General features: G+C 67.2%; 24 protein-coding genes and 1 pseudogene. 19 read left to right on the top strand and 6 right to left on the bottom strand.

Translation table 11 applies throughout. From position 1 onward, the window contains the following. Positions 1 to 57: 57 nt before the first annotated feature. Entirely contained in the window at positions 58 to 828 is a 771-nt protein-coding gene (locus ACCC97_RS26510) for a DeoR/GlpR family DNA-binding transcription regulator (RefSeq protein WP_007831595.1), read from the bottom strand. A gap of 190 nt (positions 829 to 1018) precedes the next feature. Between ACCC97_RS26510 and glpD the strand changes: the two genes are divergently transcribed. The 16 genes from glpD to ACCC97_RS26430 all read left to right on the top strand — a co-directional run bounded on the left by glpD (position 1019) and on the right by ACCC97_RS26430 (position 16507). After that, on the top strand, positions 1019 to 2599 hold the full coding sequence (glpD, locus tag ACCC97_RS26505; RefSeq protein ID WP_413335944.1) for a glycerol-3-phosphate dehydrogenase: 1581 nt from the start codon (positions 1019 to 1021) through the stop codon (positions 2597 to 2599). A 23-nt stretch (positions 2600 to 2622) separates the two neighbouring features. After that, positions 2623 to 3684, top strand: coding sequence for an ABC transporter ATP-binding protein (locus tag ACCC97_RS26500; protein WP_007831599.1), 1062 nt, complete (start codon positions 2623 to 2625; stop codon positions 3682 to 3684). A 158-nt stretch (positions 3685 to 3842) separates the two neighbouring features. Continuing rightward, on the top strand, positions 3843 to 4913 hold the full coding sequence (locus ACCC97_RS26495) for an ABC transporter ATP-binding protein (protein ID WP_007831601.1): 1071 nt from the start codon (positions 3843 to 3845) through the stop codon (positions 4911 to 4913). Continuing rightward, positions 4910 to 5800, top strand: a complete 891-nt coding sequence (locus ACCC97_RS26490; protein ID WP_007831603.1) for a carbohydrate ABC transporter permease — start codon at positions 4910 to 4912, stop codon at positions 5798 to 5800. The genes ACCC97_RS26495 and ACCC97_RS26490 overlap by 4 nt, the downstream gene beginning before the upstream one ends. Next, entirely contained in the window at positions 5797 to 6609 is an 813-nt protein-coding gene (locus ACCC97_RS26485) for a carbohydrate ABC transporter permease (RefSeq protein WP_007831605.1), read from the top strand. The genes ACCC97_RS26490 and ACCC97_RS26485 overlap by 4 nt, the downstream gene beginning before the upstream one ends. A 61-nt stretch (positions 6610 to 6670) precedes the next feature. Further along, positions 6671 to 6979, top strand: a complete 309-nt coding sequence (locus ACCC97_RS26480; RefSeq protein ID WP_007831606.1) for a DUF2160 domain-containing protein — start codon at positions 6671 to 6673, stop codon at positions 6977 to 6979. Between the two features lie 100 nt (positions 6980 to 7079). Beyond that, positions 7080 to 8813 (top strand): ABC transporter substrate-binding protein, encoded by a 1734-nt coding sequence (locus ACCC97_RS26475; protein ID WP_007831607.1) that lies wholly within the window; start codon positions 7080 to 7082, stop codon positions 8811 to 8813. Positions 8814 to 9012: 199 nt separating this feature from the next. Then, complete coding sequence (locus ACCC97_RS26470; protein ID WP_413315498.1) at positions 9013 to 10017, top strand: dialkylrecorsinol condensing enzyme; 1005 nt, start codon at positions 9013 to 9015, stop codon at positions 10015 to 10017. Further along, positions 10007 to 11140, top strand: coding sequence for a beta-ketoacyl-ACP synthase III (locus tag ACCC97_RS26465; protein ID WP_413335941.1), 1134 nt, complete (start codon positions 10007 to 10009; stop codon positions 11138 to 11140). The genes ACCC97_RS26470 and ACCC97_RS26465 overlap by 11 nt, the downstream gene beginning before the upstream one ends. 2 nt (positions 11141 to 11142) lie before the next feature. Beyond that, positions 11143 to 11538: a hypothetical protein gene (locus ACCC97_RS26460; RefSeq protein WP_007831610.1), complete on the top strand. Its 396-nt coding sequence runs from the start codon at positions 11143 to 11145 to the stop codon at positions 11536 to 11538. Continuing rightward, positions 11535 to 12515 carry a BtrH N-terminal domain-containing protein gene (locus ACCC97_RS26455; RefSeq protein ID WP_007831612.1) on the top strand — a complete coding sequence of 327 codons (981 nt, stop codon included), beginning with the start codon at positions 11535 to 11537 and terminating at the stop codon, positions 12513 to 12515. The genes ACCC97_RS26460 and ACCC97_RS26455 overlap by 4 nt, the downstream gene beginning before the upstream one ends. Positions 12516 to 12608: 93 nt before the next feature. After that, positions 12609 to 13517: an ABC transporter ATP-binding protein gene (locus ACCC97_RS26450; RefSeq protein WP_413335939.1), complete on the top strand. Its 909-nt coding sequence runs from the start codon at positions 12609 to 12611 to the stop codon at positions 13515 to 13517. Positions 13518 to 13525: 8 nt separating this feature from the next. After that, the gene (locus tag ACCC97_RS26445; RefSeq protein WP_413335937.1) at positions 13526 to 14683 is read left to right on the top strand and encodes an ABC transporter permease; all 1158 of its coding nucleotides are present in this window, start codon (positions 13526 to 13528) and stop codon (positions 14681 to 14683) included. Next, positions 14680 to 14955, top strand: a complete 276-nt coding sequence (locus ACCC97_RS26440; RefSeq protein WP_007831618.1) for an acyl carrier protein — start codon at positions 14680 to 14682, stop codon at positions 14953 to 14955. The genes ACCC97_RS26445 and ACCC97_RS26440 overlap by 4 nt, the downstream gene beginning before the upstream one ends. Next, a complete protein-coding gene (locus ACCC97_RS26435; protein ID WP_413335936.1) occupies positions 14952 to 16022 on the top strand; it encodes a beta-ketoacyl synthase N-terminal-like domain-containing protein in 1071 nt (356 codons plus the stop codon). The genes ACCC97_RS26440 and ACCC97_RS26435 overlap by 4 nt, the downstream gene beginning before the upstream one ends. Then, a complete protein-coding gene (locus tag ACCC97_RS26430; RefSeq protein ID WP_007831623.1) occupies positions 16019 to 16507 on the top strand; it encodes a hypothetical protein in 489 nt (162 codons plus the stop codon). The genes ACCC97_RS26435 and ACCC97_RS26430 overlap by 4 nt, the downstream gene beginning before the upstream one ends. Before the next feature lie 9 nt (positions 16508 to 16516). Here the strand turns inward: ACCC97_RS26430 and ACCC97_RS26425 are convergent, their stop codons facing one another. The 5 genes from ACCC97_RS26425 to ACCC97_RS26405 form a co-directional block, all read right to left on the bottom strand. Further along, positions 16517 to 17137, bottom strand: coding sequence for an N-methyl-D-aspartate receptor NMDAR2C subunit (locus ACCC97_RS26425; RefSeq protein ID WP_413335934.1), 621 nt, complete (start codon positions 17135 to 17137; stop codon positions 16517 to 16519). 4 nt (positions 17138 to 17141) lie between these two features. Then, complete coding sequence (gene mltB, locus ACCC97_RS26420; RefSeq protein ID WP_413335933.1) at positions 17142 to 18242, bottom strand: lytic murein transglycosylase B; 1101 nt, start codon at positions 18240 to 18242, stop codon at positions 17142 to 17144. 53 nt (positions 18243 to 18295) lie between these two features. Beyond that, entirely contained in the window at positions 18296 to 20317 is a 2022-nt protein-coding gene (locus ACCC97_RS26415; RefSeq protein ID WP_413335931.1) for a transglutaminaseTgpA domain-containing protein, read from the bottom strand. A 13-nt stretch (positions 20318 to 20330) separates the two neighbouring features. Further along, positions 20331 to 21302 carry a DUF58 domain-containing protein gene (locus tag ACCC97_RS26410; RefSeq protein ID WP_007831637.1) on the bottom strand — a complete coding sequence of 324 codons (972 nt, stop codon included), beginning with the start codon at positions 21300 to 21302 and terminating at the stop codon, positions 20331 to 20333. A 130-nt stretch (positions 21303 to 21432) separates the two neighbouring features. Further along, positions 21433 to 22353, bottom strand: a complete 921-nt coding sequence (locus ACCC97_RS26405) for an AAA family ATPase (protein ID WP_007831639.1) — start codon at positions 22351 to 22353, stop codon at positions 21433 to 21435. 80 nt (positions 22354 to 22433) lie between these two features. Between ACCC97_RS26405 and ACCC97_RS26400 the strand changes: the two genes are divergently transcribed. The 3 genes and pseudogenes from ACCC97_RS26400 to ACCC97_RS26390 all read left to right on the top strand — a co-directional run. Continuing rightward, complete coding sequence (locus ACCC97_RS26400; RefSeq protein WP_007831641.1) at positions 22434 to 23387, top strand: histone deacetylase family protein; 954 nt, start codon at positions 22434 to 22436, stop codon at positions 23385 to 23387. Between the two features lie 39 nt (positions 23388 to 23426). Beyond that, complete coding sequence (locus tag ACCC97_RS26395; protein ID WP_007831644.1) at positions 23427 to 24707, top strand: mechanosensitive ion channel family protein; 1281 nt, start codon at positions 23427 to 23429, stop codon at positions 24705 to 24707. Positions 24708 to 24842: 135 nt separating this feature from the next. Continuing rightward, a pseudogene (locus tag ACCC97_RS26390) lies at positions 24843 to 24919 on the top strand (electron transfer flavoprotein subunit beta/FixA family protein); the annotation flags it as partial.

The following is a 24919-nucleotide window of genomic DNA, read 5'->3' as shown; positions in this document are numbered from 1 at the left end:
CACCCCAACCCTCCCCCAGAGGGGGAGGGAGCAAGGCGGGAGCAACAGGGGATGTGCTCATGATTCACGCGCGATTTCCAGGCGCACCTGCGCCGCATGCAGCAGGTCCGCAAAAGGCGCAGGCGGCTCCGCATCCGTGAACAGCCGGTCGATCTGCGACAGCGTGCCCAGCTGGATCATCGCGGGCCGGTTGAACTTGCTCGCATCGGCCGCCAGCCACACCTCGCGTGCCTGGGCAATGATGGTCTGCGCCACCTTCACCTCGCGCAGGTCGAAGTCGCGCAGCGAGCCGTCCGCCTCGATGCTCGACACGCCGATCAGTGCGATGTCGACCTTGAACTGGCGGATGAAATCGATGGTGGCCTCACCCACGATGGCGCGGTCGCGCGGGCGCACCGAGCCGCCCGCCACGATCACCTCGCACGATGTGTTGCCGCTCAGGATGGTGGCCACGTTCAGGTTGTTGGTGATCACGCGCAGGCCGGTGTGGCGCAGCAGCGCCTTGGCGATGGCCTCGGTGGTGGTACCAATGTTGAGGATCAGCGAGCAGTCATTGGGCACCAGCTCCGCCACGCGGCGGGCGATGCGCGCCTTGCCTTCGGCATGCAGCGTCTCTCGCTGCTGGTAGCCGATGTTCTCCGTGGTCGAGCTGGGCATGCGCACGCCGCCGTGGAAGCGCGTGAGCAACCCCTCGTCGGCCAGCCGCTGCACGTCGCGCCGCACGGTCTGCAGGGTGACGCCGAGCATGTCGGCCAGCTGTTCGACGGTGACGGAACCGCGCGTTCGCACGGTGTCCAGGAGGTTGATCTGGCGCGGGTTGGAGTTCACAAGGGCGTCGTGGAAAGCGGGAAGACTGGGGGCAAGGGTACAGCGCGTGCCACTTTAAAACGAACGAAAACGAAGATGCCTAAGGGAAAACTCGGGGGAAAATCGCGCTAAAAGGAATCCAAATGAAAAAACACGAAAATACAATGGCCGCCGTCAGTGACCAAAGTCACGCTTCAACGGACTCCTTTCTGTGAGCGATTTTTCTTCCAGTTCGCCCGCGCCAGCCACCGATTGCGACGTGCTGATCGTCGGCGGCGGCATCAACGGCTGTGGCATCGCGCGCGACCTCGCTGGCCGTGGCTGGCGCGTGGTGCTGTGCGAAAAGGACGATCTCGCCTCGCACACTTCTTCTTCTTCCACCAAGCTGATCCACGGCGGGCTGCGCTACCTCGAGTACTACGAGTTCTCGCTTGTGCGCAAGGCGCTGCAGGAGCGCGAGGTGCTGCTCAAGAGCGCGCCGCACATCATGTGGCCGCTGCGCTTCGTGATGCCGCATGACCCGTCGATGCGCCCGGCCTGGATGATCCGCATCGGCTTGTTCATGTACGACCATCTCGCCAGGCGCGAGGTGCTGCCGGGTTCGCGCAGCGTCGATCTGCGCAAGCACGCGGCCGGCAAGCCGCTGAAGGACCAGTACAAGCGCGGCTTCATCTACTCCGACGGCTGGGTCGACGACGCGCGCCTCGTGGTGCTCAACGCTCTCGACGCGCAGGCGCGCGGCGCCGAGGTGCTGACCCGCACGCGCTGCGTGAATGCGCAGCGCGATGCCGACGGCTGGACCGCGACGCTGCTGGGCGCCGACGGCGGCAAGCGCACGCTGCGCGCCCGCGCGGTGGTCAATGCCGCGGGGCCGTGGGCCGAATCCTTTCTGCGCGGCGTCGCGCAGTCGGCCAAGGGCGAGGCGCTGGCCACCAAGAGCCTGCGGCTCGTGAAAGGCAGCCACATCGTCGTGCCGCGCCTGTTCGAGCACGACCACGCCTACATCTTCCAGAACCCCGACAAGCGGATCATCTTCGCCATTCCCTACCAGGACGAGTTCACGCTGATCGGCACCACCGACATCGAACTCACCGGCGACGACCCGGGCGCCGCACGCATCGCGCAGGAGGAAATCGACTACCTGTGCACCCAGGCCAGCCGCTACTTCGAGAAGCCCATCGTGCCGGCCGACGTGGTGTGGACCTACTCGGGCGTGCGCCCGCTGCTCGACGACGACTCGGGCGACCCTTCGGCCGTCACGCGCGACTACATGCTCGAATCGAACACCACGGCCGCGCCGCTGCTGTCGGTATGGGGCGGCAAGATCACCACCTTCCGCAAGCTGGCCGAAGACGCGGCCGACGAGGTCGGCAAGATGCTCGGGCAGTCGAGCGCGCAACGCCCGGCCTGGACCGACGGCGCCTTCCTCGCGGGCGGCGACCTGTCGACCTGGATCGGCGCCGCCAGCCGGCCCGATGACGATTTCGAGCGCTTCGTATCGGCCGTGCAGGCCAGGTATCCGTGGCTCTATGGCCAACTGGCGCGCCGCTTCGCGCGCGGCTACGGCGCCCGCATTGCGGACCTGCTCGGTGATGCGAAGTCCTTTGCCGACCTGGGCGCCGAAGTGGCGCCGGGCCTGTACGAGCGCGAACTGCGCTTCCTGCAGGACCACGAATGGGCCGTGAGCGCCGAAGACGTGCTCTGGCGGCGGTCCAAGCTGGGGCTGCACTACACGGCCGAAGAGCGCGAGCAGGTCGCGCTCTGGCTGCAGTCCCATCCCAAGAGCAACTAGATCCGTAAAAGAGAGCAGCGCCAATGCAATTGACACTGGAGCGCGTCACCAAGAAGGTGGGAGCGCAGACATGGCTCTACGAGCAGAGCATCGCGCCCCGAAGCGGCGCGGTCACCGTGCTGCTGGGCGCCACGCAGGCCGGCAAGACCAGCCTCATGCGGCTGATGGCCGGACTCGACACGCCGACCGAAGGCAAGGTGCTGGTCGACGGCAAGGACGTGACCGGCATGCCCGTGCGCGAACGCAATGTCGCGATGGTCTACCAGCAGTTCATCAACTATCCGTCGCTCAAGGTGTCGGACAACATCGCCTCGCCGCTGAAGCTGCGCGGCGAGACGAACATCGAGGCACGGGTGAAGGCGCTGGCCGAGAAGCTGCACATCGGCATGTTCCTCGACCGCCTGCCGGCCGAGCTCTCTGGCGGGCAGCAGCAGCGCGTGGCGCTGGCACGCGCGCTTGCCAAGAACGCACCGCTGATGCTGCTCGACGAGCCACTGGTCAACCTCGACTACAAACTGCGCGAAGGCCTGCGCGAAGAGCTCACGCAGCTCTTCGCCACCGGCGACTCGACCGTGATCTACGCCACCACCGAACCGGGCGAGGCCTTGCTGCTCGGCGGCTACACGGCGGTGATGGATGCCGGCGAACTGCTGCAGTACGGCCCGACCGCCGAGGTGTTCCATGCGCCGCAATCGCTGCGCGTGGCGCGCGCCTTCAGCGATCCGCCGATGAACCTGCTGCAGGGCACGGCGGCCGCTGGCAAGGTGCAACTCGCGGGTGGCCCCGCACTGGCGCTGGCCTTGCCTGAAGGCGTATCGGGTGCGGTCACGGTCGGCTTGCGCGCGAGCGCATTGAACGTGGGCGCGAGTGAGGGCGACATCGCCTTGCCCGGCAAGGTGGAGCTGGCCGAGATCTCGGGCTCCGACACCTTCGTGCACGTCGAGACCGCAGTGGGCGAACTGGTGGCGCAGCTCACCGGCGTGCACCGTTTCGAGCTGGGCGCGCCGATCACGCTGTACTTCAGCGCGTCGCAGGCCTATGTGTTCGATGCCGGTGAAAAACTGGCGCTGGCGCCGAGGAAATAGGATGACCCCCAGTCTTCGCGCACTTCGTGTCGCTTCGCCAACCCCCTTCCAGGGGGCAACACCAGCGGCCCGGCAAAGCCGGTTCCCCGGTGTTCCGCGACAAGGTCTCGACTGTTTCATGCATTGCGTATCACGCGGAAGCGTGAAGGAGAGCTGACATGGCACGCATCGATCTCGACCTGGCGCACGCCTACCGTGCGAACCCCACGCAGGACAGCGACTACGCGCTGCTCCCGCTGAAGATGAGCTTCCGCGACGGCGGCGCCTATGCCTTGCTCGGTCCCTCGGGCTGCGGCAAGACGACCATGCTGAACATCATCTCGGGCCTGCTCGTGCCTTCGCAGGGCACGGTGAGCTTCGACGGCCGCGACATGACGCGGGCCACGCCGCAGGAGCGCAACATCGCGCAGGTGTTCCAGTTCCCGGTGATCTACGACACCATGACCGTGGCCGAGAACCTCGCGTTCCCGCTGCGCAACCGCAAGGTGCCGGCCGACCAGATCAAGAAGCGCGTCGGCGAGATTGCCGAGATGCTCGACATGAGCGGGCAGCTCAACCAGCGCGCGGCCGGTCTGGCGGCTGACGCCAAGCAGAAGATCTCGCTGGGACGCGGGCTGGTGCGCAGCGACGTGTCGGCGGTGCTGTTCGACGAGCCGCTCACCGTGATCGACCCGCACCTGAAGTGGCAGCTGCGCCGCAAGCTCAAGCAGATCCACCGCGAGTTGAAGCTCACGCTGATCTACGTGACGCACGACCAGGTCGAGGCGCTCACCTTCGCCGAAGAGGTGGTGGTGATGACGCGCGGCAAGGCCGTGCAGGTGGGCAGCGCCGACGCGCTGTTCGAGCGGCCGGCCCACACCTTCGTCGGGCATTTCATCGGTTCGCCGGGCATGAACTTCCTGTCGGCGCAGAGCGCGAACGGCACCATCGAAGTGGCAGGCACGCCGCTGGCGTCCACGCGCGAGCTGCCGCAGGGGCCGCTGAAGATCGGCATCCGCCCCGAGTACCTGCGTCTGTCGAATGCAGGCGCGGCCGGTGCGGTGCCGGCCGTGGTGAAGCAGGTGCAGGACGTGGGCACGCACGTGATGCTGGGCGTGGAAGCCGGCGGTAGCCTGCTGAAGGTGCGGCTGCATTCGGACGACCGGCCGCCCGCAGTGGGAGACAGGGTATGGGTGCGGGTGCTAGACACGCACACCTGCTATTACAAGGATGAGGAACTGGTCGCATGAACGCAACCACCAAGCCAATCAATCAGAAAGCCTGGTGGCTCGTGCTGCCAGTGCTCATCTGCGTCGCCTTCTCGGCCATCGTGCCGCTCATGACGGTGGTCAACTACTCGGTGCAGGACATCATCTCGCCCGAGCGCCGCGTGTTCGTGGGCACCGAATGGTTCGCCGCGGTGATGCGCGACGACGAGCTGCACCAGGCGCTGTGGCGCCAGCTGGGTTTCTCGCTGTCGGTGCTGCTGGTCGAGATTCCGCTGGGCATCGGCCTGGCGCTGTCGATGCCGGCCAAGGGCTGGAAGTCGTCGGCCGTGCTGGTGGTGGTGGCGCTGTCGCTGCTCATCCCATGGAACGTGGTCGGCACCATCTGGCAAATCTACGGGCGCGCCGACATCGGCCTGCTGGGCCACGCGCTGCAGACCCTGGGCATCGAATACAACTACACCGGCAGCGCTACCGATGCGTGGCTCACCGTGCTGGTGATGGACGTTTGGCACTGGACGCCGCTGGTGGCACTGCTGTGCTATGCGGGCCTGCGCTCCATTCCCGACGCCTACTACCAGGCCGCGCGCATCGACGGCGCGAGCAAGTTCGCGGTGTTCCGCTTCATCCAGCTGCCCAAGATGCGCGGTGTGCTGATGATCGCCGTGCTGCTGCGCTTCATGGACAGCTTCATGATCTACACCGAGCCCTTCGTGCTGACGGGCGGCGGGCCGGGCAATGCAACCACCTTCCTGAGCCAGTACCTCACGCAGAAGGCCGTGGGGCAGTTCGACCTGGGGCCGGCGGCGGCGTTCTCGCTGATCTATTTCCTCATCATCCTGCTGTTCTGCTTCGTGCTCTACAACTGGATGCAGCGGGTCGGTACGCAGGAAGCGGAGGTGGAGAAATGAACGAGAAGAGATTTCACAAGCGCAGCATCTTCCTGGTGCTGTACATCCTGTTCGCGCTGTTGCCCATCTACTGGATGGTCAACATGAGCTTCAAGACGAACGAGGAGATTCTGTCGAGCTTCTCGTTCTTCCCGCAGCAGCTCACCTGGGCCAATTACGCGCGCATTTTCACCGACGAGTCGTGGTACTCGGGCTACATCAACAGCCTGATCTACGTGGCGATCAACACGGTCATCTCGCTCACCGTGGCGCTGCCCGCGGCCTATGCGTTCTCGCGCTATTCGTTCCTGGGCGACAAGCACGTGTTCTTCTGGCTGCTGACCAACCGCATGACGCCGCCCGCGGTGTTCCTGCTGCCGTTCTTCCAGCTCTACAGCACGGTCGGCCTCATGGACACGCACCTGGGCGTGGCGCTCGCGCACCTGTTGTTCAACGTGCCGCTGGCGGTGTGGATCCTGGAGGGCTTCATGAGCGGCATCCCGCGCGAGATCGACGAGACGGCATATATCGACGGCTATTCGTTCCCGCGCTTCTTCCTCACCATCTTCCTGCCGCTCATCAAGGCCGGCGTGGGCGTGGCGGCGTTCTTCTGCTTCATGTTCAGCTGGGTCGAGCTGTTGCTGGCGCGCACGCTCACGAGCGTGAATGCCAAGCCCATCGTCGCGACGATGACGCGCACGGTGAGCGCGTCGGGCATGGATTGGGCAACGCTGGCAGCGGCCGGCGTGCTGACCATCGTGCCGGGCGCGATCGTGATCTGGTTCGTGCGCCACTACATCGCAAAGGGTTTCGCGATGGGGCGCGTTTGAATGATGGCTTCTCTCCCTCTCCCGGAAGGGGAAGGAGCAAGAAAAGACAAGGAAATAGAGCATGTTCGACTGGATGGTATGGACCACCCCCGTGGCCGTTTTCTTCAGCTGCATCGCACTCATGCTGGTCGGCATGACGGTGTGGGAATTCAAGTCGCCCACCACGCTGCGGCGCGGCTGGCTGCCGATGGCCACCACGCGTGGCGACCGGCTGTTCATCGGGCTGCTGTCGGCGGCGTATGTGAACCTGGTCTTCATCGGCCTGGCGGGCAAGTTCCAGGAGTGGTTCAGCCTCGAGGCCGAGCCTTCGATCTGGATCAGCTTCGTGCTGTCGATGGGCCTGCTCGCGCTGGTGATGCGCAAGGGCTGAACATTTCCTTTCGTCTTCTCAGACGCGTTCCGGCTCTCCGCCTCCCCGGAGCCGTGATCGAACACAACACCGGGGAAGCAACAACCGAGGAGACAACTTCATGAAGATGCGCTACACGGCATTGGCACTGGCAGCGGCGATGTTCGCCGCGCATGGTGCGGCGACGGCTGGCGAGGCCGAAGCCAAGAAATGGATCGACAGCGAGTTCCAGCCATCGACCTTGTCCAAGGACAAGCAGATGGAGGAAATGAAATGGTTCATCGATGCGGCCAAGAAGCTGCAGGCCAAGGGCGTGAAGGAGGTGTCCGTCGTCTCCGAAACGCTGACCACCCACGAATACGAGTCGAAGACACTGGCCAAGGCCTTCGAGGAAATCACCGGCATCAAGGTCAAGCACGACCTGATCCAGGAAGGCGACGTGGTCGAGAAGCTGCAGACCTCGATGCAGTCGGGCAAGTCGATCTATGACGGCTGGATTTCCGACTCCGACCTGATCGGCACGCACTATCGCTACGGCAAGATCATGTCGCTGACCGACTACATGAAGGGCGCCGGCAAGGAGTTCACCAACCCCGGCCTCGACCTGAAGGACTTCATCGGCACCAGCTTCACCACCGCGCCCGACGGCCAGCTGTACCAGTTGCCCGACCAGCAGTTCGCCAACCTGTACTGGTTCCGCGCCGACCTGTTCGCGCGCAAGGACCTGCAGGACAAGTTCAAGGCCAAGTACGGCTACGACCTGGGCGTGCCGCTGAACTGGAGCGCCTATGAAGACATCGCCGAGTTCTTCAGCGTCGACGTGAAGACCATCGACGGCAAGCCAATCTACGGCCACATGGACTACGGCAAGAAAGACCCGTCGCTCGGCTGGCGCTTCACCGATGCGTGGCTGTCGATGGCCGGCTCCGCCGACAAGGGAATTCCCAACGGCATGCCGATCGACGAATGGGGCATCCGCGTGGCCGACGACAAGTGCACGCCTACCGGTGCCTCGGTGTCGCGCGGCGGTGCCACCAACTCGCCAGCCGCCGTGTACGCGCTCACCAAGTACATCGACTGGATGAAGAAGTACGCGCCCAAGGAGGCCATGGGCATGACCTTCGGCGAATCCGGTCCAGTGCCGGCCCAGGGCCAGATCGCGCAGCAGATCTTCTGGTACACGGCCTTCACCGCCGACATGACCAAGAAGGGCCTGCCGGTCGTGAACGACGACGGCTCCCCCAAGTGGCGCATGGCCCCCGGCCCGAACGGTCCGTACTGGAAGCAGGGCATGCAGAACGGCTACCAGGACGTGGGCTCGTGGACCTTCTTCAAGGGCCATGACGCCAACAAGACGGCGGCAGCATGGCTCTACGCGCAGTTCATCACCGCCAAGACCACCTCGCTGAAGAAGTCGATCACCGGGCTGACATTCATCCGCGACAGCGACATCCGTGCGGACTACTTCACGCAGAACGCCAACAAGTACGGGGGCCTGATCGAGTTCTACCGCAGCCCGGCACGCGTGGCATGGACGCCGACCGGCACCAACGTACCCGACTATCCGAAGCTCGCGCAGCTCTGGTGGAAGAACGTGGCGGAGGCCGTCACGGGCGAGAAGACCCCGCAGAAGGCAATGGACAACCTGGCCGACGAGATGGACAACGTGATGGCCCGCCTCGAGCGCGCCGGCATGGCCCATTGCGCACCCAAGCTGAACCCCAAGGGTGATCCGGCCAAGTACCTGAGCGACGACCACGCCCCGTGGAAGAAGCTGGCCAACGAAAAGCCGAAGGGCGAGACCATCGACTACAACAAGCTGCTGACCGCCTGGAAGGAAGGCAAGGTGCGCTGAGCCTTGCACACAGCGTCCGCGTTCTGAAAAGATCGCCGTGACAAGGGCCGTGCCGCGAGGTGCGGCCCTTTTTGTTCTTTTCCCGCATTGCGGCCATATGACCGATCCGGCCGTCTGATTGTCGCGACGCATGACCAATGGCAGATGCGTTCGGCACGGGCTTCGCGTACATTCGACGGCCCCCGAAACGCCACCGCCAGTGACCTCCAGCCTTTCCAGCCCCCCACGCACGGACCCAGCAGCCGCCCTTCGAAGCGTCAAGCGCGTCCTGGTCCTGCGCTATTCGCAGTCCGGCCAGCTCGACGAGGTCGCCGAGCAGATCGCCGCCCCGCTGCGCGCCGACCCGTCGATCCAGGTGCACGAAGAAACACTGCGGCCGCAGAAGCCGTATCCCTTTCCCTGGCCCTTCCTGACTTTCTTCGATGCCTTCCCCGAGTCGGCCCACATGAAGCCGCAGCCGCTCGCGCCACTGTCGCTCACGGGCGAGGAAGACTTCGACCTGATCGTGCTGCCCTACCAGGTGTGGTTCCTGGCACCTTCGCAGCCCGTTGCGGCTTTTCTGAAGCACCCGGTGGCGGCGCGGCTGCTCAAGGGCAAACCTGTGGTCACAGTCATCGCGTGCCGCAACATGTGGCTGCTGGCCCATGAGAAGCTCAAGGGCATGCTCGATGACGTGGGCGCGCGCCTGATCGACAACGTGGTGCTCACCGACCCCGGCCCCACGCTCGCCACCTTCTTCACCACGCCGGCCTGGCTGATCTGGGGCCGCAAGCGCGGCTTCTGGGGCATGCCCGATGCCGGGCTCAGCACCAGGCAGATCCGCGGCACCGCCCGCTTCGGGCGTGCCCTGCGCGATGCGTTGCACAGCGGCCAGGAGCGTGGGACGCAGCCTTTGCTGGCCGGCCTGGGCGCCGTGCGGGCCGACGCGAAATTGCTCATCAGCGAGAAGGCCGGCACCCGCAGCTTCTACCTGTGGGGCAAGCTGATCATGGCGGCCGGCAGTCCGGGTGCGTGGCAGCGCAAGCCGCTGCTGCTGTTGTACGTGCTGTTCCTGATCGCGCTGATCGTCACGGTGGTGCCGGTGAGCCTGACGCTGCAGGCGCTCCTGCGGCCCTTGTTCAGAGGGTGGCTGACTAAAATGACGGCTCAATTCGAGTGCCCGTCGGGCTCGGCCACGGATCGCACTGCTCTCTATGACAACTGATGTCTTCCTGACCCGCACCGCCGCCTTTCTGCCGTTTCCCCCCGTCAGCAATGAAGACATCGAAGACGTCCTCGGCCGCATCGGCGGCAAGGCTTCTCGCGCGCGGCGGCTGATTCTTCGCAGCAACGGCATCCAGTCGCGCCACTACGCCATCGACCGCGCCACCGGCGAGCTGGCCATGACCAACGCGCAGCTCACCGCCTCGGCCATCCGCGCGCTCGGCGATATCGGCCCGGTCGACTGCCTCGTCACCGGCACCTCGCTGCCCGACCAGCTCATGCCCAACCACGCGGTGATGGTGCATGGCGAACTCGGCTGGCCCCGGCTCGAAGTGGTGGCCTGCGCGGGCATCTGCCTGGCCGGCGCCACCGCGCTGAAGCATGCGTGGCTCTCGGTGCGCGCGGGCGATGCGCAGCGTGCGGTGGCCACGGGTTCGGAGCTGGCCTCGGCCGTCATGCGCGGCTCGCGCTTCGAGGCCGAGCTGGAGCACAAGCTGGAGGCGCTGGAGGCGCGGCCCGAACTGGCCTTCGAGAAGGACTTCCTGCGCTGGATGCTGTCCGACGGTGCCGGCGCCGTGCTGCTGGAGCGCGAGCCGCGCGGGCCGCTGTCGCTGCGTGTCGATTGGATCGACCTGTCGTCGGCTGCGCATGAGCTGCCGGTGTGCATGTACGCCGGCGCCGAGAAGAATGCCGAAGGCGGCCTCGACGGCTGGGGGCGCAAGACGCCCGCCGAATGGCAGAGCGAGTCGACCTTCGCCGTGAAGCAGGACGTGCGCCTGCTCAACGAGAACATCGTGCGCGCCACGCTGGGCGAGCCGCTGGCGGCCATCATCGAGCGGCGCGGGCTGAAGTCGGCGGACATCGACTGGTTTTTGCCGCACCTGTCGTCGCAGTACTTCGTCGAGCCGGTGAGCCAGTGCCTCGAATCGCTGGGCCTGCCGATTCCGCGCGAGCGCTGGTTCAGCAATCTTGCGAGCAAGGGCAACACGGGTTCGGCGTCGCCTTACATCATGCTCGACGAGCTGTTCCGCTCGGGCCGCATCCAGCGTGGCCAGAAGCTGCTGATGTTCGTGCCGGAGAGCGGCCGCTTCTCCAGCGGCTTCATCTACATGGAGGCTGTGTAGCCATGGATCTCGACGCAGTACCGCAGGAGGGCAATGCGACCCTCGACGGCCATTCCAAGCTGATGTACGCCCGCGACGCGCAGGGCCGCGTCGTCACCACCACTTCGCGCGGCTGGGAGGCGGAGGAGATCGTCACCAGCCATGCGGTCGACGTGCTCGTCGAACAGGCGCAGGCCGCGAAGGAGCGCGTGAAGGCGGGGCAGGCCTCGCCGCTCGAATACTGGATGTACGAGCGCCGCATGGACGTGGCGCTGCTCTCGCAGACCAGCGGCTTCTGGCAGTGGCGCGTACGGCGCCACCTGCAGCCGCGCCATTTCGCGGCGCTGTCGCCGGCCCAGCTCGCGCGCTACGGCGAAGCGCTGGGGCTTTCCGTCTCCACCTTGCAGGGCCTGCCGTGAACTTCCAACACCAACAGGCGGCGCATTGCGAAAGCGGCGTCATCTCCAGCCTGATGCGCCACCACGGCGCACCGATGAGCGAGAGCATGGCGCTCGGCCTGTCGTCCGCGATCTCGTTCGCCTACCTGCCGTTCATCAAGCTGTCGGGCCTGCCGCTCATTTCGTACCGCATGCCGCCCAAGGCCATCATCAAGGGCCTGCTGGCGCCGATGGCCGCCCGCTTCCGCTTCGAGACCTTTCGCAGCGCCGAGGCCGGACAGCAGCGGCTCGATGCTTTGCTGGCCGATGGCCAGCTGGTGGGCCTGCAGACCTCGGTCTACTGGCTGCCGTACTTTCCGCCGAACATGCGCTTCCACTTCAATGCGCACAACCTGCTGGTGTACGGGAAGGACGGCGATGACTACCTGATCAGCGACCCGGTGTTCGAGGAGCCCGTGCGCTGCCCGAGCGGCGACCTGGCACGCGCTCGCTTCGCCAAGGGCGTGCTGGCGCCGAAGGGGCTCATGTATTACCCGCAGGCCATCGATCGCAAGACGGTCGATGCGGCCTCCGTGGTCAAGGCCATCCGCAAGACGGTGCGCAACATGCTGGCGCCCATTCCCATCGTCGGCGTACGCGGCATGCGCATGCTGGCCAAGCGCATGCAGAAGCTGTCGCCGACCGATCCGCGCAGCGTCGACTTCATCGGCCACGTGGTGCGCATGCAGGAAGAAATCGGCACGGGCGGGGCGGGTTTCCGCTTCATCTATGCGGGTTTCCTGCAAGAGGCGGCACAGCTGCTCGACAAGCCGCAACTGCAGCAGATGTCCGAGCGGCTGATCGCCATCGGCGACGGCTGGCGTGCGTTCGCGCTCAAGGCGGCGCGCATGGTGAAGGGGCGAGAGGCGGTCGACCCCGCCGCGCTGGCTGCCAAGCTGCACGAGCAGGCGCTGCAGGAAGAAAACTTCTTTCGCGACCTGAAGGCTGCCGTGGCCTGAGATGGGGCGTTGTTCTTTTCTCCTTGTTGTTCGTTGTTCGGGGCGCGATCACGCCGACACGCCCCCGTCACCCGGCAACTCGAGGCCAGACCCATGCTCGAGTTGAAGACCCTCAGCCACCGGTATCCGAACGCCGACGCCCCCGCGCTGGTGGACGTGTCGCTCACCGTGCCACGGGGCTGCGTGCTGGGCCTGCTGGGCCCCAACGGCGCGGGCAAGACCACGCTGATCTCGCACTTGTCGGGCGCGTTGGCCGTGCAGTCGGGCGAGATCCTCATCGACGGCCAGCCGCTGCAGCAGGTGCGTGCGAAGGCCCCGACGCGCATCGCGGTGGCACCTCAGGAGCAGGCGTTCTATCCGATGCTCACCGTGGCCGAGAACCTGGCGGTGTTCGCCGCTGCGGGAAGGCTGTCGGGCCCGCGCAAGAAGGAGCGGATCGAGGCCTGCACGCAATTCGCGCAGCTGGAGCAGTTCGCGGGCGTGCGCGCCGAGCGGCTCTCGGGCGGCCTCAAGCGCCGGCTCAACCTTGCGATTGCCTTGCTGCCCGAGCCCGAGCTGATGCTGTTCGACGAGCCCACCGTGGGCGTCGATCCGCAATCGCGCGCGTTCATCCTCGACGCGATCCGGAGCCTCGCGCAGCAGGGCGCGGCGGTGATCTACGCCTCGCACTACATGGAGGAGATCGAGGCCATTGCAGATCGCGTCGCCATCCTCGACCGTGGACACGTGCTGCGCGAAGGCTCGCTCGACGGGCTGCTGTCGAAGAGCGCGATGCTGCTCACGCTGGCCGCCGACGGGCTCGACGCCGGCATGCTCTCGCGCTTCGGCACGGTGGAGCAGGGCGGCGCGCACTGGCGCATTCACCTGAACGCAGGGAGCGGCCCGGGGCCGGTGCTGGCTGCTCTGGAAGCCGCGGGCATCGAGGTGCGCCACGCCGAATTCGGCCGCCATGACCTGGAGCAGCTGTTCATGGCGCTCACCCACCGCTCGTTGCGCGACTGAAGAACCCCATGCTCCTCGCGCTCATCAAGAAAGAACTGCTCGCCCTCGTGCGCGACATGCACGGCCTTGCCGCGCTGTTCCTGATGCCGATGGTCTTCATCGTGCTGATGTCGCTCACGCTGAAGGATATCTACCGCCCGCCGCTGGCCGAACTGAGCTACGCCATCGACATGCGCGACACGGCCACGCCCGCGCAGTGGCTCAAGCAGCTCTGGCAGCGCAACCATGGCGCGCCGCAGCCGCTTGGCAATGACTGGCAGGCACGGCTGCTCAACGGCTCGCTCAAGTACGTGATCGTGATGGAGCCGGGCCTGTCGCAAGAGCTGGAGTCGGCCGCGCTGTCGACCAGGGCGTACATCCATCTGCTGACCGAACCGGGCATCGACGCCAACCTGTTCAACGCACTGCGCGCCGAACTCATCGGCGCCTCGGGCGAGCTCAAGGCGCGCCTTGCGCTGGCGGTGCCCGGCACGGCCAGCCCCGCGCCCGAGGCGTCCATCGAGGCGATGGTGCGCGCCGAGCGCTTCTCCACCGCCGGCCCGCGGCCGACCTCGGTGCAGCAGAACGTGCCGGCGTGGCTGGTGTTCGGCATGTTCTTCGTGGTGGCCTCGCTGTCCAGCCTGTTCGTGCAGGAGCGCAGCTCGGGCGCGCTCGGACGGCTGCAGGGCCTGGGCGTGTCGCGCAGCATGCTGCTGATGTCGAAGGCGCTGCCGTACCTGGGCGTGAACGCGCTGCAGGCCGTGCTGATGCTCGCGGCCGGCATCTGGTTCATGCCGCTGATCGGCGGCGACGCGCTGTCGCTCGCGGGCATCCATTGGGGCGCGCTGCTGTTGTCGCTCGCGGCCGTGAGCCTCGCGGCGGTGAGCCTGTCGCTCGCGCTGGCCTGCCTGGTGCGCAGCCACGCGCAGGCGGCCACCATCGGGCCGATGGTCAATGTGCTGATGGCGGCGGCGGGCGGCATCATGGTGCCCAAGTTCGTCATGCCGGGCTTCATGCAGCGGCTGGTCGAGATTTCCCCGATGAACTGGGGGCTCGAAGCGCTGCTGACCGTGCTGCTGCGTGGCGGCGGCGTGGCCGATGCGCTGCCGCAGATCGGCCGGCTGGCCGTGTTCGCGGCGCTGATGTTTCTTCTGGCTGTTTTTCTGTTTCGCAGGCGCGCATCGTGAGCACCACCGTCACCCCTGAATTCATTGCCAGCCTCAAGGCCATGGTGCTCGAAGCCGTCGAGAAGGACGCGCCCCCGGGCGGCCTCGGCGACGACGAGCCATTGTTCGGCCCCGAGGCCCGGCTCGACCTCGACTCGCTCGACGCGCTCCAGGTGTCGATGACGATCCAGCAGCGCTTCGGCGTGCGCATGCCCGACAGCAAGGAAACACGCCGGGCGATGACCTCCATCGCTCATCTGGCGGAACACCTCGCGCTGGCGGGCAAGGCATGAGCGACGTCTACCTGGGCGGCACGGGCCTGGCCTGTGTGCTCGGCGACGACGTTCCGTCCGTGCTGGCGTCGCTGCAGCGCGGCGGCGTGCCGCCGACACCGGTGGCCGTGGCAGAGGGAATCCACTGGCCGGTGTACGCGCTGGCGCCGAGCGAAGGCGAATGGAAGCAGCGCCTGTGCCGCACCGTGTGCAATGTGGCCGCGCAGACCGGCGACTGGGGGCCGCGCACGGCACCGTTGTTCGTGGCCTCGTCGTCGCTCGACATCGGCTTCATGGAGCACGAGAAGCAGGACCTGCGGCTCGGCGGCGACCTGCAGGACTTTGCCGGTGTCGTGGCCCGCGCGCTGGATTGGCAGGGACCGGTGTTCACCGTTTCGACCGCCTGCACGTCGGCGCTGAACGCGGTGCTGGCGGCCGCCGAGCTGATTCGCAGCGAAGACGCCGACCAGACACTGGTGATCGGCATCGAACTCGACAACCGCTTCACGGTCGCCGGCTTCGGCGCGATGCAGTTGCTGGCGCCCGACCGCGCGCAGCCCTTCGGCGCACAGCGCAAGGGGCTGGTGCTCGGCGAAGCGGTCGCCGCACTGCGACTGACATCGCGTCCTGCGCGCTGGCAGATCACGGGCGGTGCCAACGTGGTCGACGGGCGCAACCCATCGGGCACCGAAGCCACGGCCGTGCATGCGATGTGCCGCGGCGCGCTGGCGCAGAGCGGCCTGCAGCCCGGCGACATCGACCTGATCAAGGTGCAGGCGGCGGGCAGCCCCGTCAACGACGCCATCGAGGTGGAAGCGCTGAAGCGGGTGTTCGATCCGCTGCCGCCGCTGGTGTCGCTCAAGTCGGCGATCGGCCACACGCTGGGCGCGGCGGGGGCGGCGGAACTGGCCTTGCTGGTCGGCTGCATCGAGGGTGGCGTCTGGCCGTCGGTGGACTATCCGCTCGATGCATCGCTCGGCATTGCGCTGAGCAAGGAGGCGCCGCAGAAGCTGCGCAACATCCTGCTCAACGTGGTGGGCTTCGGCGGTGGACATGCTTCGCTCGTATTGAAGGACGCCGGCCCATGAGCACCTGGCACACCACCGCCCATTTCATCGCGCATCCGCCGCCGGTCGACTGGCGCGATGACCTCGCCCGCCGCATCGGCCGCCGGCCGCGCCGCGTCGGCCTGTGGACCGAGCTGGCGATGTACGGCGCACGCTGCTGCCTCGACGCGGCGGGCGAGGCCGCATTGCCGGCCGGCGCGCGCATCCGTGTCGCCAGCCAACGCGGCGCATGGGGCGCCACGCATGCCGGCCTGACCCAGCTCGATGCAGGCCTGCCGATGCCCTTCACTTTCATGCAGAGCCAGCCCGCGCTGATGCTGGCCGAAGTAGGCCGCTGTCTCGAATGGTGGGGCGACGCCAGTTTTGCGCTGTGCCGCGATGCGGCGCGCACGCTGCAGCTGGCGAAGCTGGGCGCGGCGCGCGACGGCCTGTTGTTCGGCATCGTGGAAGAAGAGCGCCATGGCGAGCCGCCGCGCACCGAATGGTGGCGCCTGGTGCCCGCCTGACGAGGCCGGTCAGCCCGCGATGGAACGCTGCAGGTTGAGGCGCGCCTGCGCTTCGAGCTGCGCGTGCATCCGCGGTGTCGCATAGATGGCCTGGCGGTCGAGAAAGCGCTGAAGAATCGCTCGGCGCCGCGGCAGCCGCACCTCGTCCGGAACGAAGGCGTATTCGGCATGCACCTGCCGCTCGTATTCGTCGAAACGCCCACGTTCCGCGCCGAGGATCGACAGGTCGATGTCGATCAGCAGCTCGGCATCGCGGCCTTCGGGTACGGCGTCGTGGCGTGTGGCCATCACGAGCGCATGGACGCGCTCGGCGGCTGCTCTGTCCGCACCGGCTTCGAGCAGGGCCTCGCGCGCCCAATCGGCGCTGCGTGCCTCGTTGTCGTGGGCGTGTACGTCGTAGATGGCGTCGTGGAACCACAGCGCGAGCGCCACTTCACCGGGGCGTTCGGCCAACGTCTTCTCGCGCTCGAACCACGCGAGGCATTCGCCCAGGTGCTGCACCGTGTGGTAGTGGCGCTGCGGTTCGCCGTAGCGGCGCTGCAGCTCTTCGCACAGCGCCTCACCCGGCGAGTCGATGCCCAGCGCATGCCAGGCCTCGTTCCAGTTCGCGCGCAGCGCCTCGGGTGTCATGGTGCTATTGCTCCATCGCCGCCTTGACCTCTTGCCCAAGGTCGAGCACGGACATGGCGTAGTAGCTGCTCCAGTTGTAGCGCGTGATCACGTAGAAGTTGCGCGTGCCGGCCACGTAGGTTGGTGGCGCATCGGCGCCGTTCTGCAGCTCGATCAATGCGAGCAGGCCCTTGTGGTTGATGCCGTCGCCTTCGGGCACCGCGCCGGCGGCCACGAAGCTGTCGGTGCTGAAGGTCGGCAGGATGTCGGGCGCCAGCAGCAGCGCCTTCTGCAGCCGCGCTTCCTCGAAATGCATCGGATAGATCGCCGGCATGCCGGCCTTCCAGCCGAAGGCCTTGAAGTAGTTGGCGACCGAGCCGATCACGTCGGCCGGGTTGTTCACGAGATCGATGCGGCTGTCGCCGTCGAAGTCGACCGCGTACTTGGCGATGCTGCTGGGCATGAACTGCGGCATGCCCATCGCGCCGGCATAGCTGCCGACGGGCGTGAGCGGATCGTCGGCGGTGCGGCTCTCGGTGCTCAGGAAGCTTTCGAGCTCTCCACGGAAGAAGGCCTGGCGCTCGGCCGCGCGTGGATGGCCTTCGGGAAAGTCGAACGAGAGCGTGGCCAGTGCATCGATCACGCGGAAGTTGCCCATGTTGCGGCCGTAGATGGTCTCCACGCCGACGATGCCGACGATGATTTCCGGCGGCACGCCGTACACCTGCTCGGCGCGCGCGAGCGTGTCGGCATTGGCGCGCCAGAAGCGCACGCCCGCCGCGATGCGCACCGGGTCGATGAAGCGGCTGCGGTAGGTCTGCCAGTTCTTCACCGTGCCGACCGGGCCCGGCAGCATGAGCCGCGGCACGTTGGGCAGGAAGCGCGCGCTGCCGATGGTGGCGCGCACCCAGTCGCGATCGAGGCCGCGGCGCTCGGCCACTTCGTCGGCGAACTTCATCGCGTCGTCGCGCGTGGCGTAGGGCGTGCTGCCGCGCACCGGGTTGGCCGCTGCGCTGCGGCCGTTGGAAGACTTCTGGGCTACAGCCCCCGTGGACCATGCGCAGCAGGCGGCAAGGAGTGCGGCTGCCGCGGCGGCGCGCGAAGGCGTGGAGAGGAAAAATCGCATGGGCCGATTGTGCCGTCCGCCCACATGGCCCCTCTTCAGGGACACATGTGGTTTCAGCCGCGTGGGTTGTCGGTCGGCCAGGCGATGCGCCGGAACTCGGCGCGCAGGGTGGAGAGCGAGTCGGGCGTGGCCGGCGCGTAACGCTGTGCCTCGAGCTTGAGCAGCCAGTCGCGCACGGCCTGCGCGGCGGGGCCGAAGCGTGCGTCGGCCGCCTGTGCCATCTGGCGCGGCGGGGCGCTGTCGGGCAGCTGCAGGCCGGCCTTGGCGAGCCGCGCGCGCGCCCGGCCTAGCAGGCGCAGCCATGGGTCGTGCCGGCTGCGCTCCCACAGCGTCCAGCCGGCGCCAGCCAGGCTCGCGCCCACCAGCAGGTAGAGCAGCACGTAGGCCAGGTCTTCGAGGCTCGGCGCCTTGAAGCCGATGTTCTTCAGCAGGTTGAGCTGGCGGCTCTGGGTGTAGTTGAGCACCCACTGGTTCCAGCCGTTGTTGACGGCTTCCCATGCGGCGCGGATGTTCTGCACGAGGGTGGGGCTCATCGAGCCGAAGGCGCCCGCGATCAGGCCCGGCTGCGGCTGGAGCCGCTGTGTCTGGCCGATGCGCCCCGGAGACACCGAGCCCGTGGGATCCACGCGGGTCCAGCCGGTGCCTTCCTGCCAGATCTCGGCCCAGGCATGGGCATCGCTCTGGCGCACGATCCAGTAGTTGTCTACGCCGTTGAGTTCCCCGCCCTGGTAGCCCGTCACGATGCGCGCCGGGATGTTCAGGTTGCGCATCAGCACCACGAAGGCCGAGGCGATGTGCTCGCAGAAGCCCTCCTTGCGGTCGAACCAGAACTCGTCGGCCGTGTCGTTGCCGTAGACGCCCGGCTCCAGCGTGTAGCTGTAGCCGCCGGTGCGCAGGCGCCGCAGGGCGGCCTGCACGAAGGCCTGCGCGTTGGCGTTGGCCAGCGCGGGGTCGGCGCGCATCTCGGCGGCGAGGGCGGCGGTGCGCGGGTTGGTGCCGGGCGGCAGCGCCAGGTAGGCCTGGAGCTGGCCGCCCGTGCGCTTCAATGGGCCGCTCTGGAACTGCGTGTAGCTTTCGGCGCGGTAGCGCACCAGGTCGGTGACGGGGCGGTTCGCGATCCATTGCAGGTCGGGCGTGCCGGTGACTTCGAAGCCGGGTGCCTCGGGGGGGCGCTGCGCCGCGTCGAGGGCCAGCAGCCAGGGGCGGTTGCTGGCTTCGAGCGTGACCTCGTAGCGCACGGGTTCGCCGCTCACGCGCAGGTTGGGGGTCCATTGCGCGCCGCGCGCCCATGACGGCAGCGCGGTCCATTCACGGCCGTCGAACTGCGCCAGCACCGGTCCGCGGAAATAGAGCTGGCTTTGCGGCGGCGCCCGGCCACCGTCGAACTTGATGCGCGCGGCGATGCGGTCATCGAGCGCCAGTTCGGCGATGGTGCCGACGCGCATGGTGTTCGACAGGCCGCTGCGCCCCAGCATGGCGTCGCTGGGTGTGCCCCACAGCGGCGCGAGGCGTGGGAACAGCAGGAACAGCGTGAGCATGATCGGCGCGCCCGCCAGCGCCATCCAGCCCGCCATGCGTGCGGCCTGCATCAGCGGCGGCCGACCCACCGGCATGTGCGCGTTGACCAGCGCGGTCAAAAGGCCCAGCAGCGCCAGCAGCATGGTGAACGCGGTCAGCAGCGACTGCGAATAGAAAAAGTTCGTGAGCATCGCGAAGAAGCCCAGGAAGAAGACCACGAACGCATCGCGCCGCGCGCGCAGTTCCAGCGTCTTGAGTGCGAGCAGGCTGACGATCAGCGTCACGCCCGCGTCGCGGCCCAGCAGCGTGCGGTGCGTGGCGTAGGTGGCGCCGAGGATCAGCGCCAGCAGGGCGATGCGCCACCACTTGCTGGGCAGGGAGCGTCCCTGTACGGACAATGTGGCGCGCCAGAGCAGCACCATGGCTGTGATGGCCGTGCACCACCAGGGCAGGTTCTCGATCTGCGGCAGCAGGATCAGGCCGATCACGCAGAGCAGGAAAAGGGTATCCCGCGCGTCCCGGGGGAGTGCGGCGAGTTCCCGTATGACTCGGTTCATGCGGCGGTTCCGTTCAACACAGCGCCAAGGCCTCGAGGCAGGCGCGCCGGTGGGCTTCGCCTTGCGACGGCTTCACGACCCGGCCCTCTACCCGGATGCCGTAGTCCACGCCCAGCCGGTCGGCCATCAGCACCCACGCGCACAGGCGCGAGAGGCGGGCTTCGGCATCGGCAAGGCCGGTGCTCCGCGCGTCGAGCCAGAGTTCTTCGCGCTGGGTCTGCTGCGTGTCGCGGCTCACCAGCTCTTCCGATCCGGCTGCCTGTGCGCGCGCTGCCTTCTTCCAGACCACGAGCTTCAGCGGATCGCCGCGGCGGTAGGCGCGCACGCCGTCGTACTCGCCGGCGTTGTGCGCCCGCAGCGAGGCGGACATCGCCGCCGGCCCCGACAGCGGCTCGCCCGGCGGCAGCGGCGGCGGATGCGCCTCGGGCGTGGGGTAGACCAGCATCTGCGCGGCCGGCCGCCAGACTGTCCACACGCGGAACGTGCCGAGCGGGAAGCGCGTCTCGGCCGTGAGCGGCGGGACCGGGTGCAGGCCGCGCCGCTCGGGCTGGAAGGCGATCTCGACGGTGGACGTTCCCTCGGCCGGCACGTCGGTCCAGGCCCATTGCCCGCTGCCGCGCACGGCCATGCCGATGCCGTAGCGCACGCGGCGCCGGGTGTTGTGCAGCACCACCCGGAAGACGGCGGCGGCGCCCGCGTAGTGGGCATCGGGCGGCACGAGGTGCATCGCCAGCCCGCGCAGCGTGCCGTGGCACACGTGCATGCCCACGGCCACGCTGCCGGCCAGCAGGAAGGTCAGCAGGTAGCCGAGGTTGAGCTGGTAGTTGATCGAGGCGACGAGCAGCACCAGCAGCGTCGCGCCCAGCGTCCATCCGGCCCGCGTGGGCACGATGTAGACATTGCGCTGCGTGAGCTCCAGCGTGTCCGACGGCGGACGGCGCGACAGGAACCAGCCATCGATGCGCGAGCGCAAAGAGGCGATCATCGGTGGTGGTCCCTGGGGCCGAAAAGCGCGAAACACCGCGGAACCGGCTTCGCCGGGCCGCCGGTGTTGCCCCCTGCAAGGGGGGAGGAGAAGCGACACGAAGTGCGCAAAGCCTGGGGGTGTTTCATGACTACGGCAGTGGCACGGCGGCGATCATGGCGCGCACCTGCTCCACGGCGCCGCGCCCGGCGTCGCCCACGGGCGTGAGGCGGTGCGCGATCGTTTGCGGCAGCACGGCCTGCACGTCGTCGGGTGCGACGTAGCTGCGGTTGGCCAGCAGCGCCTGCGCCTTGGCCGCACGCAGCACCGCGATGCCGGCGCGCGGCGACAGGCCCTGCAGGAACCAGCGGCCCGAGCGCGTGGCCGCGATCAGGTCCTGCAGGTAGTTGAGCAGCGGCTCGGCCGCATGCACCTGCTGCACGCGCTGCTGCAGGGCCGTGAGTTCGCCGGCGGTCAGCATGGCGGGCAGGGAGGCCAGCATTTCGCGGCGGTCGCCGCCCGCGAGCAGCAGCCGCTCGGCGGCGCGGTCGGGGTAGCCGAGCGAGATGCGCATCAGGAAGCGGTCGAGCTGCGACTCGGGCAGCGCGAAGGTGCCGAGCTGGTCCTGCGGGTTCTGGGTGGCGATCACGAAGAAGGGCGTGGGCAGCGGGCGGGTTTCGCCTTCGACGGTGACCTGCTTTTCCTCCATCGCCTCGAGCAGCGCGCTCTGGGTCTTGGGGCTGGCACGGTTGATCTCGTCGGCCAGCAGCACCTGCGCAAAGATCGGCCCGGGGTGGAACACGAAGGCCTGCTGGCCCCGGTCGTAGATCGCCACGCCCGACAGGTCGCCAGGCATCAGGTCGGCCGTGAACTGCACACGCGAGAACTGCATCCCGAAGGTATGCGACAGCGCGTGGGCGAGGGTGGTCTTGCCCACCCCCGGCACATCCTCGATCAGCAGGTGCCCACCTGCCAGCAGGCAGGCCACGCAGTCGCGCACCTGGGCCTCTTTGCCCACGATCACCGTGTTAAGCTGACTCAGCAAAGTGGCTAGCTTCGCAGCAACGTCCATATTTGTATCCATATGCAAACGATACCGTAAGACCTGCCGGCCCCATGCCGAATGAGGTCTAGGCGTGGCGACAGAGACACATGGGCAAGACAGGCTACTTCACACACCGCGACTTCTGGAAGCACGACATGGGCGAGGGGCACCCCGAGTGCCCGGGTCGGCTGGATGCCATCGAAGACCGCCTGCTGCTCACCGGCGTGGGCGATGCGCTGGAGCACTGCGAGGTGCCGCTGGCCACCCTGGAACAGATCACCCGGGCGCACAGCACCGCGCACGTCGAGTACCTCGAGGCGCTGAACCAGCGCCTGGTGGCCGACGAACCCGCCGGCGGCCCCGACCACGCGCAGGTCGACCCCGACACGGTGCTCAACCGCTTCACCCTGCTGGCCGCGCGCCGCGCCGCCGGCGCTGCGATCGCTGCGACCGACGCGGTGATTGCCGGCGACCTGGAAAACGCCTTCTGCTCGGTGCGCCCGCCCGGCCACCATGCCTGCCGGGAGCAGGCGATGGGCTTCTGCTTCTTCAACAACGTCGCCATCGCGGCGCGCCACGCCATCGAGGTGCACGGCATCGAGCGCGTAGCCATCGTCGATTTCGACGTGCACCACGGCAACGGCACCGAGAACATCCTCTCGAACGATCCGCGCGTGCTGATGGTCGGGTTCTTCCAGCATCCGTTCTACCCGTACAGCGGCACCGAGCATCCGGCGCCGAACATGCTGAACCTGCCGATCCCGGCCTACACAAGGGGCATGGACGTGCGGGAGATGATCGAAGCGGCCTGGATGCCGCGGCTGGAGGAGTTCAAGCCGCAGATGGTCTTCATCAGCGCCGGCTTCGACGCCCATCGCGAGGACGACCTGGGCCAGCTGGGCCTCAACGAAAACGACTTCGCCTGGATCACGGGCCGCATACACGATGTTGCGAGGCGCCATGCGAAGGGCCGTATCGTCTCGATGCTCGAAGGCGGCTACAACCTCGATGCGCTCGCGCGCAGCGTGGAAGCCCACATCCGCGTTCTCGCGGACCTCTAACGCAGCCGGCGCGGACGGCGCTCCGCTACCTTTCAATAGATGAATTTCAACGATTTCACTCAACGTCTGAGCCAGGTCGATGCGCGCGGCCTCGGCATCGAGCTTGTCGCGCTGGTGGTCTGCGTGGCGCTGGCCTGGGCCGTTTGCAAGTGGTTCGGCCGCGACCAGCCCAAGGATTCGATCTGGTTCGGCGAGAGCACCTTCGACGGGTTGCTGTTCCCGTTGCTGGCGCTGGTGTTCACCGATCTCGCCCGGCGCGTGGTGCTCGATTTCCAGACCGTTCTGGTGCTGCGCATCGCGGTGCCGGTGTTCCTGTCGCTGGTGGTCATCAGGCTGTTCGCGCGGGTGCTGCGGGCGGTGTTTCCCGCGTCCAACCTCGTGCGGCTGATCGAGCGCACGATCTCCTGGCTGGCGTGGATCGCGGCGGTGCTCTGGATCGTCGGGCTGCTGCCGCCGGTGCTGGCCGAGCTCGACGACATCACGCTGGCCTTCGGCAAGACGCGCGTGAGCCTGCAGACCATCTTCCAGGGCGTGCTGTCGGCGGGGCTGGTGCTGGTGATCTCGCTGTGGATCGCGAGCACTATCGAGAAGCGCATCCTGCGCGAGGCCGTGACCGACCTGTCGATGCGCAAGGTGGCGTCGAATGCGGTGCGTGCCTTCCTGCTGCTGGTCGGCCTGTTGTTCGCACTGTCGGCGGTGGGGGTGGACCTGACGGCGCTGTCCGTGCTCGGCGGCGCGCTCGGCGTGGGCCTGGGTTTCGGCCTGCAGAAGCTGGCGGCCAACTACGTGAGCGGGTTCGTGATCCTGCTCGAGCGCTCGATCCGCATCGGCGACAACGTGAAGGTCGATACCTTCGAGGGCCGCATCACCGACATCAAGACCCGCTATACCCTGATCCGCGCGGGCAATGGGCGCGAGGCCATCGTGCCGAACGAATCGCTGATCACCAGCCGGGTCGAAAACCTGTCGCTGGCCGACCGCAAGTTCAACATCACGACCACCATCGTGGTCGGCTACGAGAGCGACGTGGCGCAGGTGCAGTCCATCTTGTGCGAGGCCGCCAAGGCCCAGCCGCGCGTGATGTCCGACCCGGAGCCGGTGGCTTTCCTCATGAACTTCGCGCCCGACGGCCTGGAGTTCACGCTGAACTTCTGGGTCGCCGACCCCGACAAGGGCAAGGACAACCTGCGCTCGGCCATCAACATCGCAATCCTCGACGGGCTGCGCGGCGCGCGCATCGACATTCCCTATCCGCAGCGCGTGCTGCGTGTGGAGTCTTTACCGCCAGGAGTCGTCCAGGCGCCCGACGCTGTTTTATAATCACGGAAAAGCACGATCGTTCTTTTTTCTTGGTCCCCGTGCCGACGAGAAGAATGGAGAGGCGACAAAGGTCGCGTCCTAGAATGACCGGTTGCCCTCGAAGCCCCCTTTTTGCAATCCAATGGAGTCAAGTCAATGAAGGTTCTCGTACCTGTCAAACGGGTCGTCGATTACAACGTCAAGGTGCGCGTGAAGAGCGACGGCACCGGGGT

Source organism: Variovorax sp. Varisp85 (genome assembly GCF_047304045.1).
GTDB lineage: Bacteria > Pseudomonadota > Gammaproteobacteria > Burkholderiales > Burkholderiaceae_C > Variovorax.
Note: the sequence above shows the minus strand (reverse complement) of the source record. Positions and strands in the feature narration are given on the sequence as shown.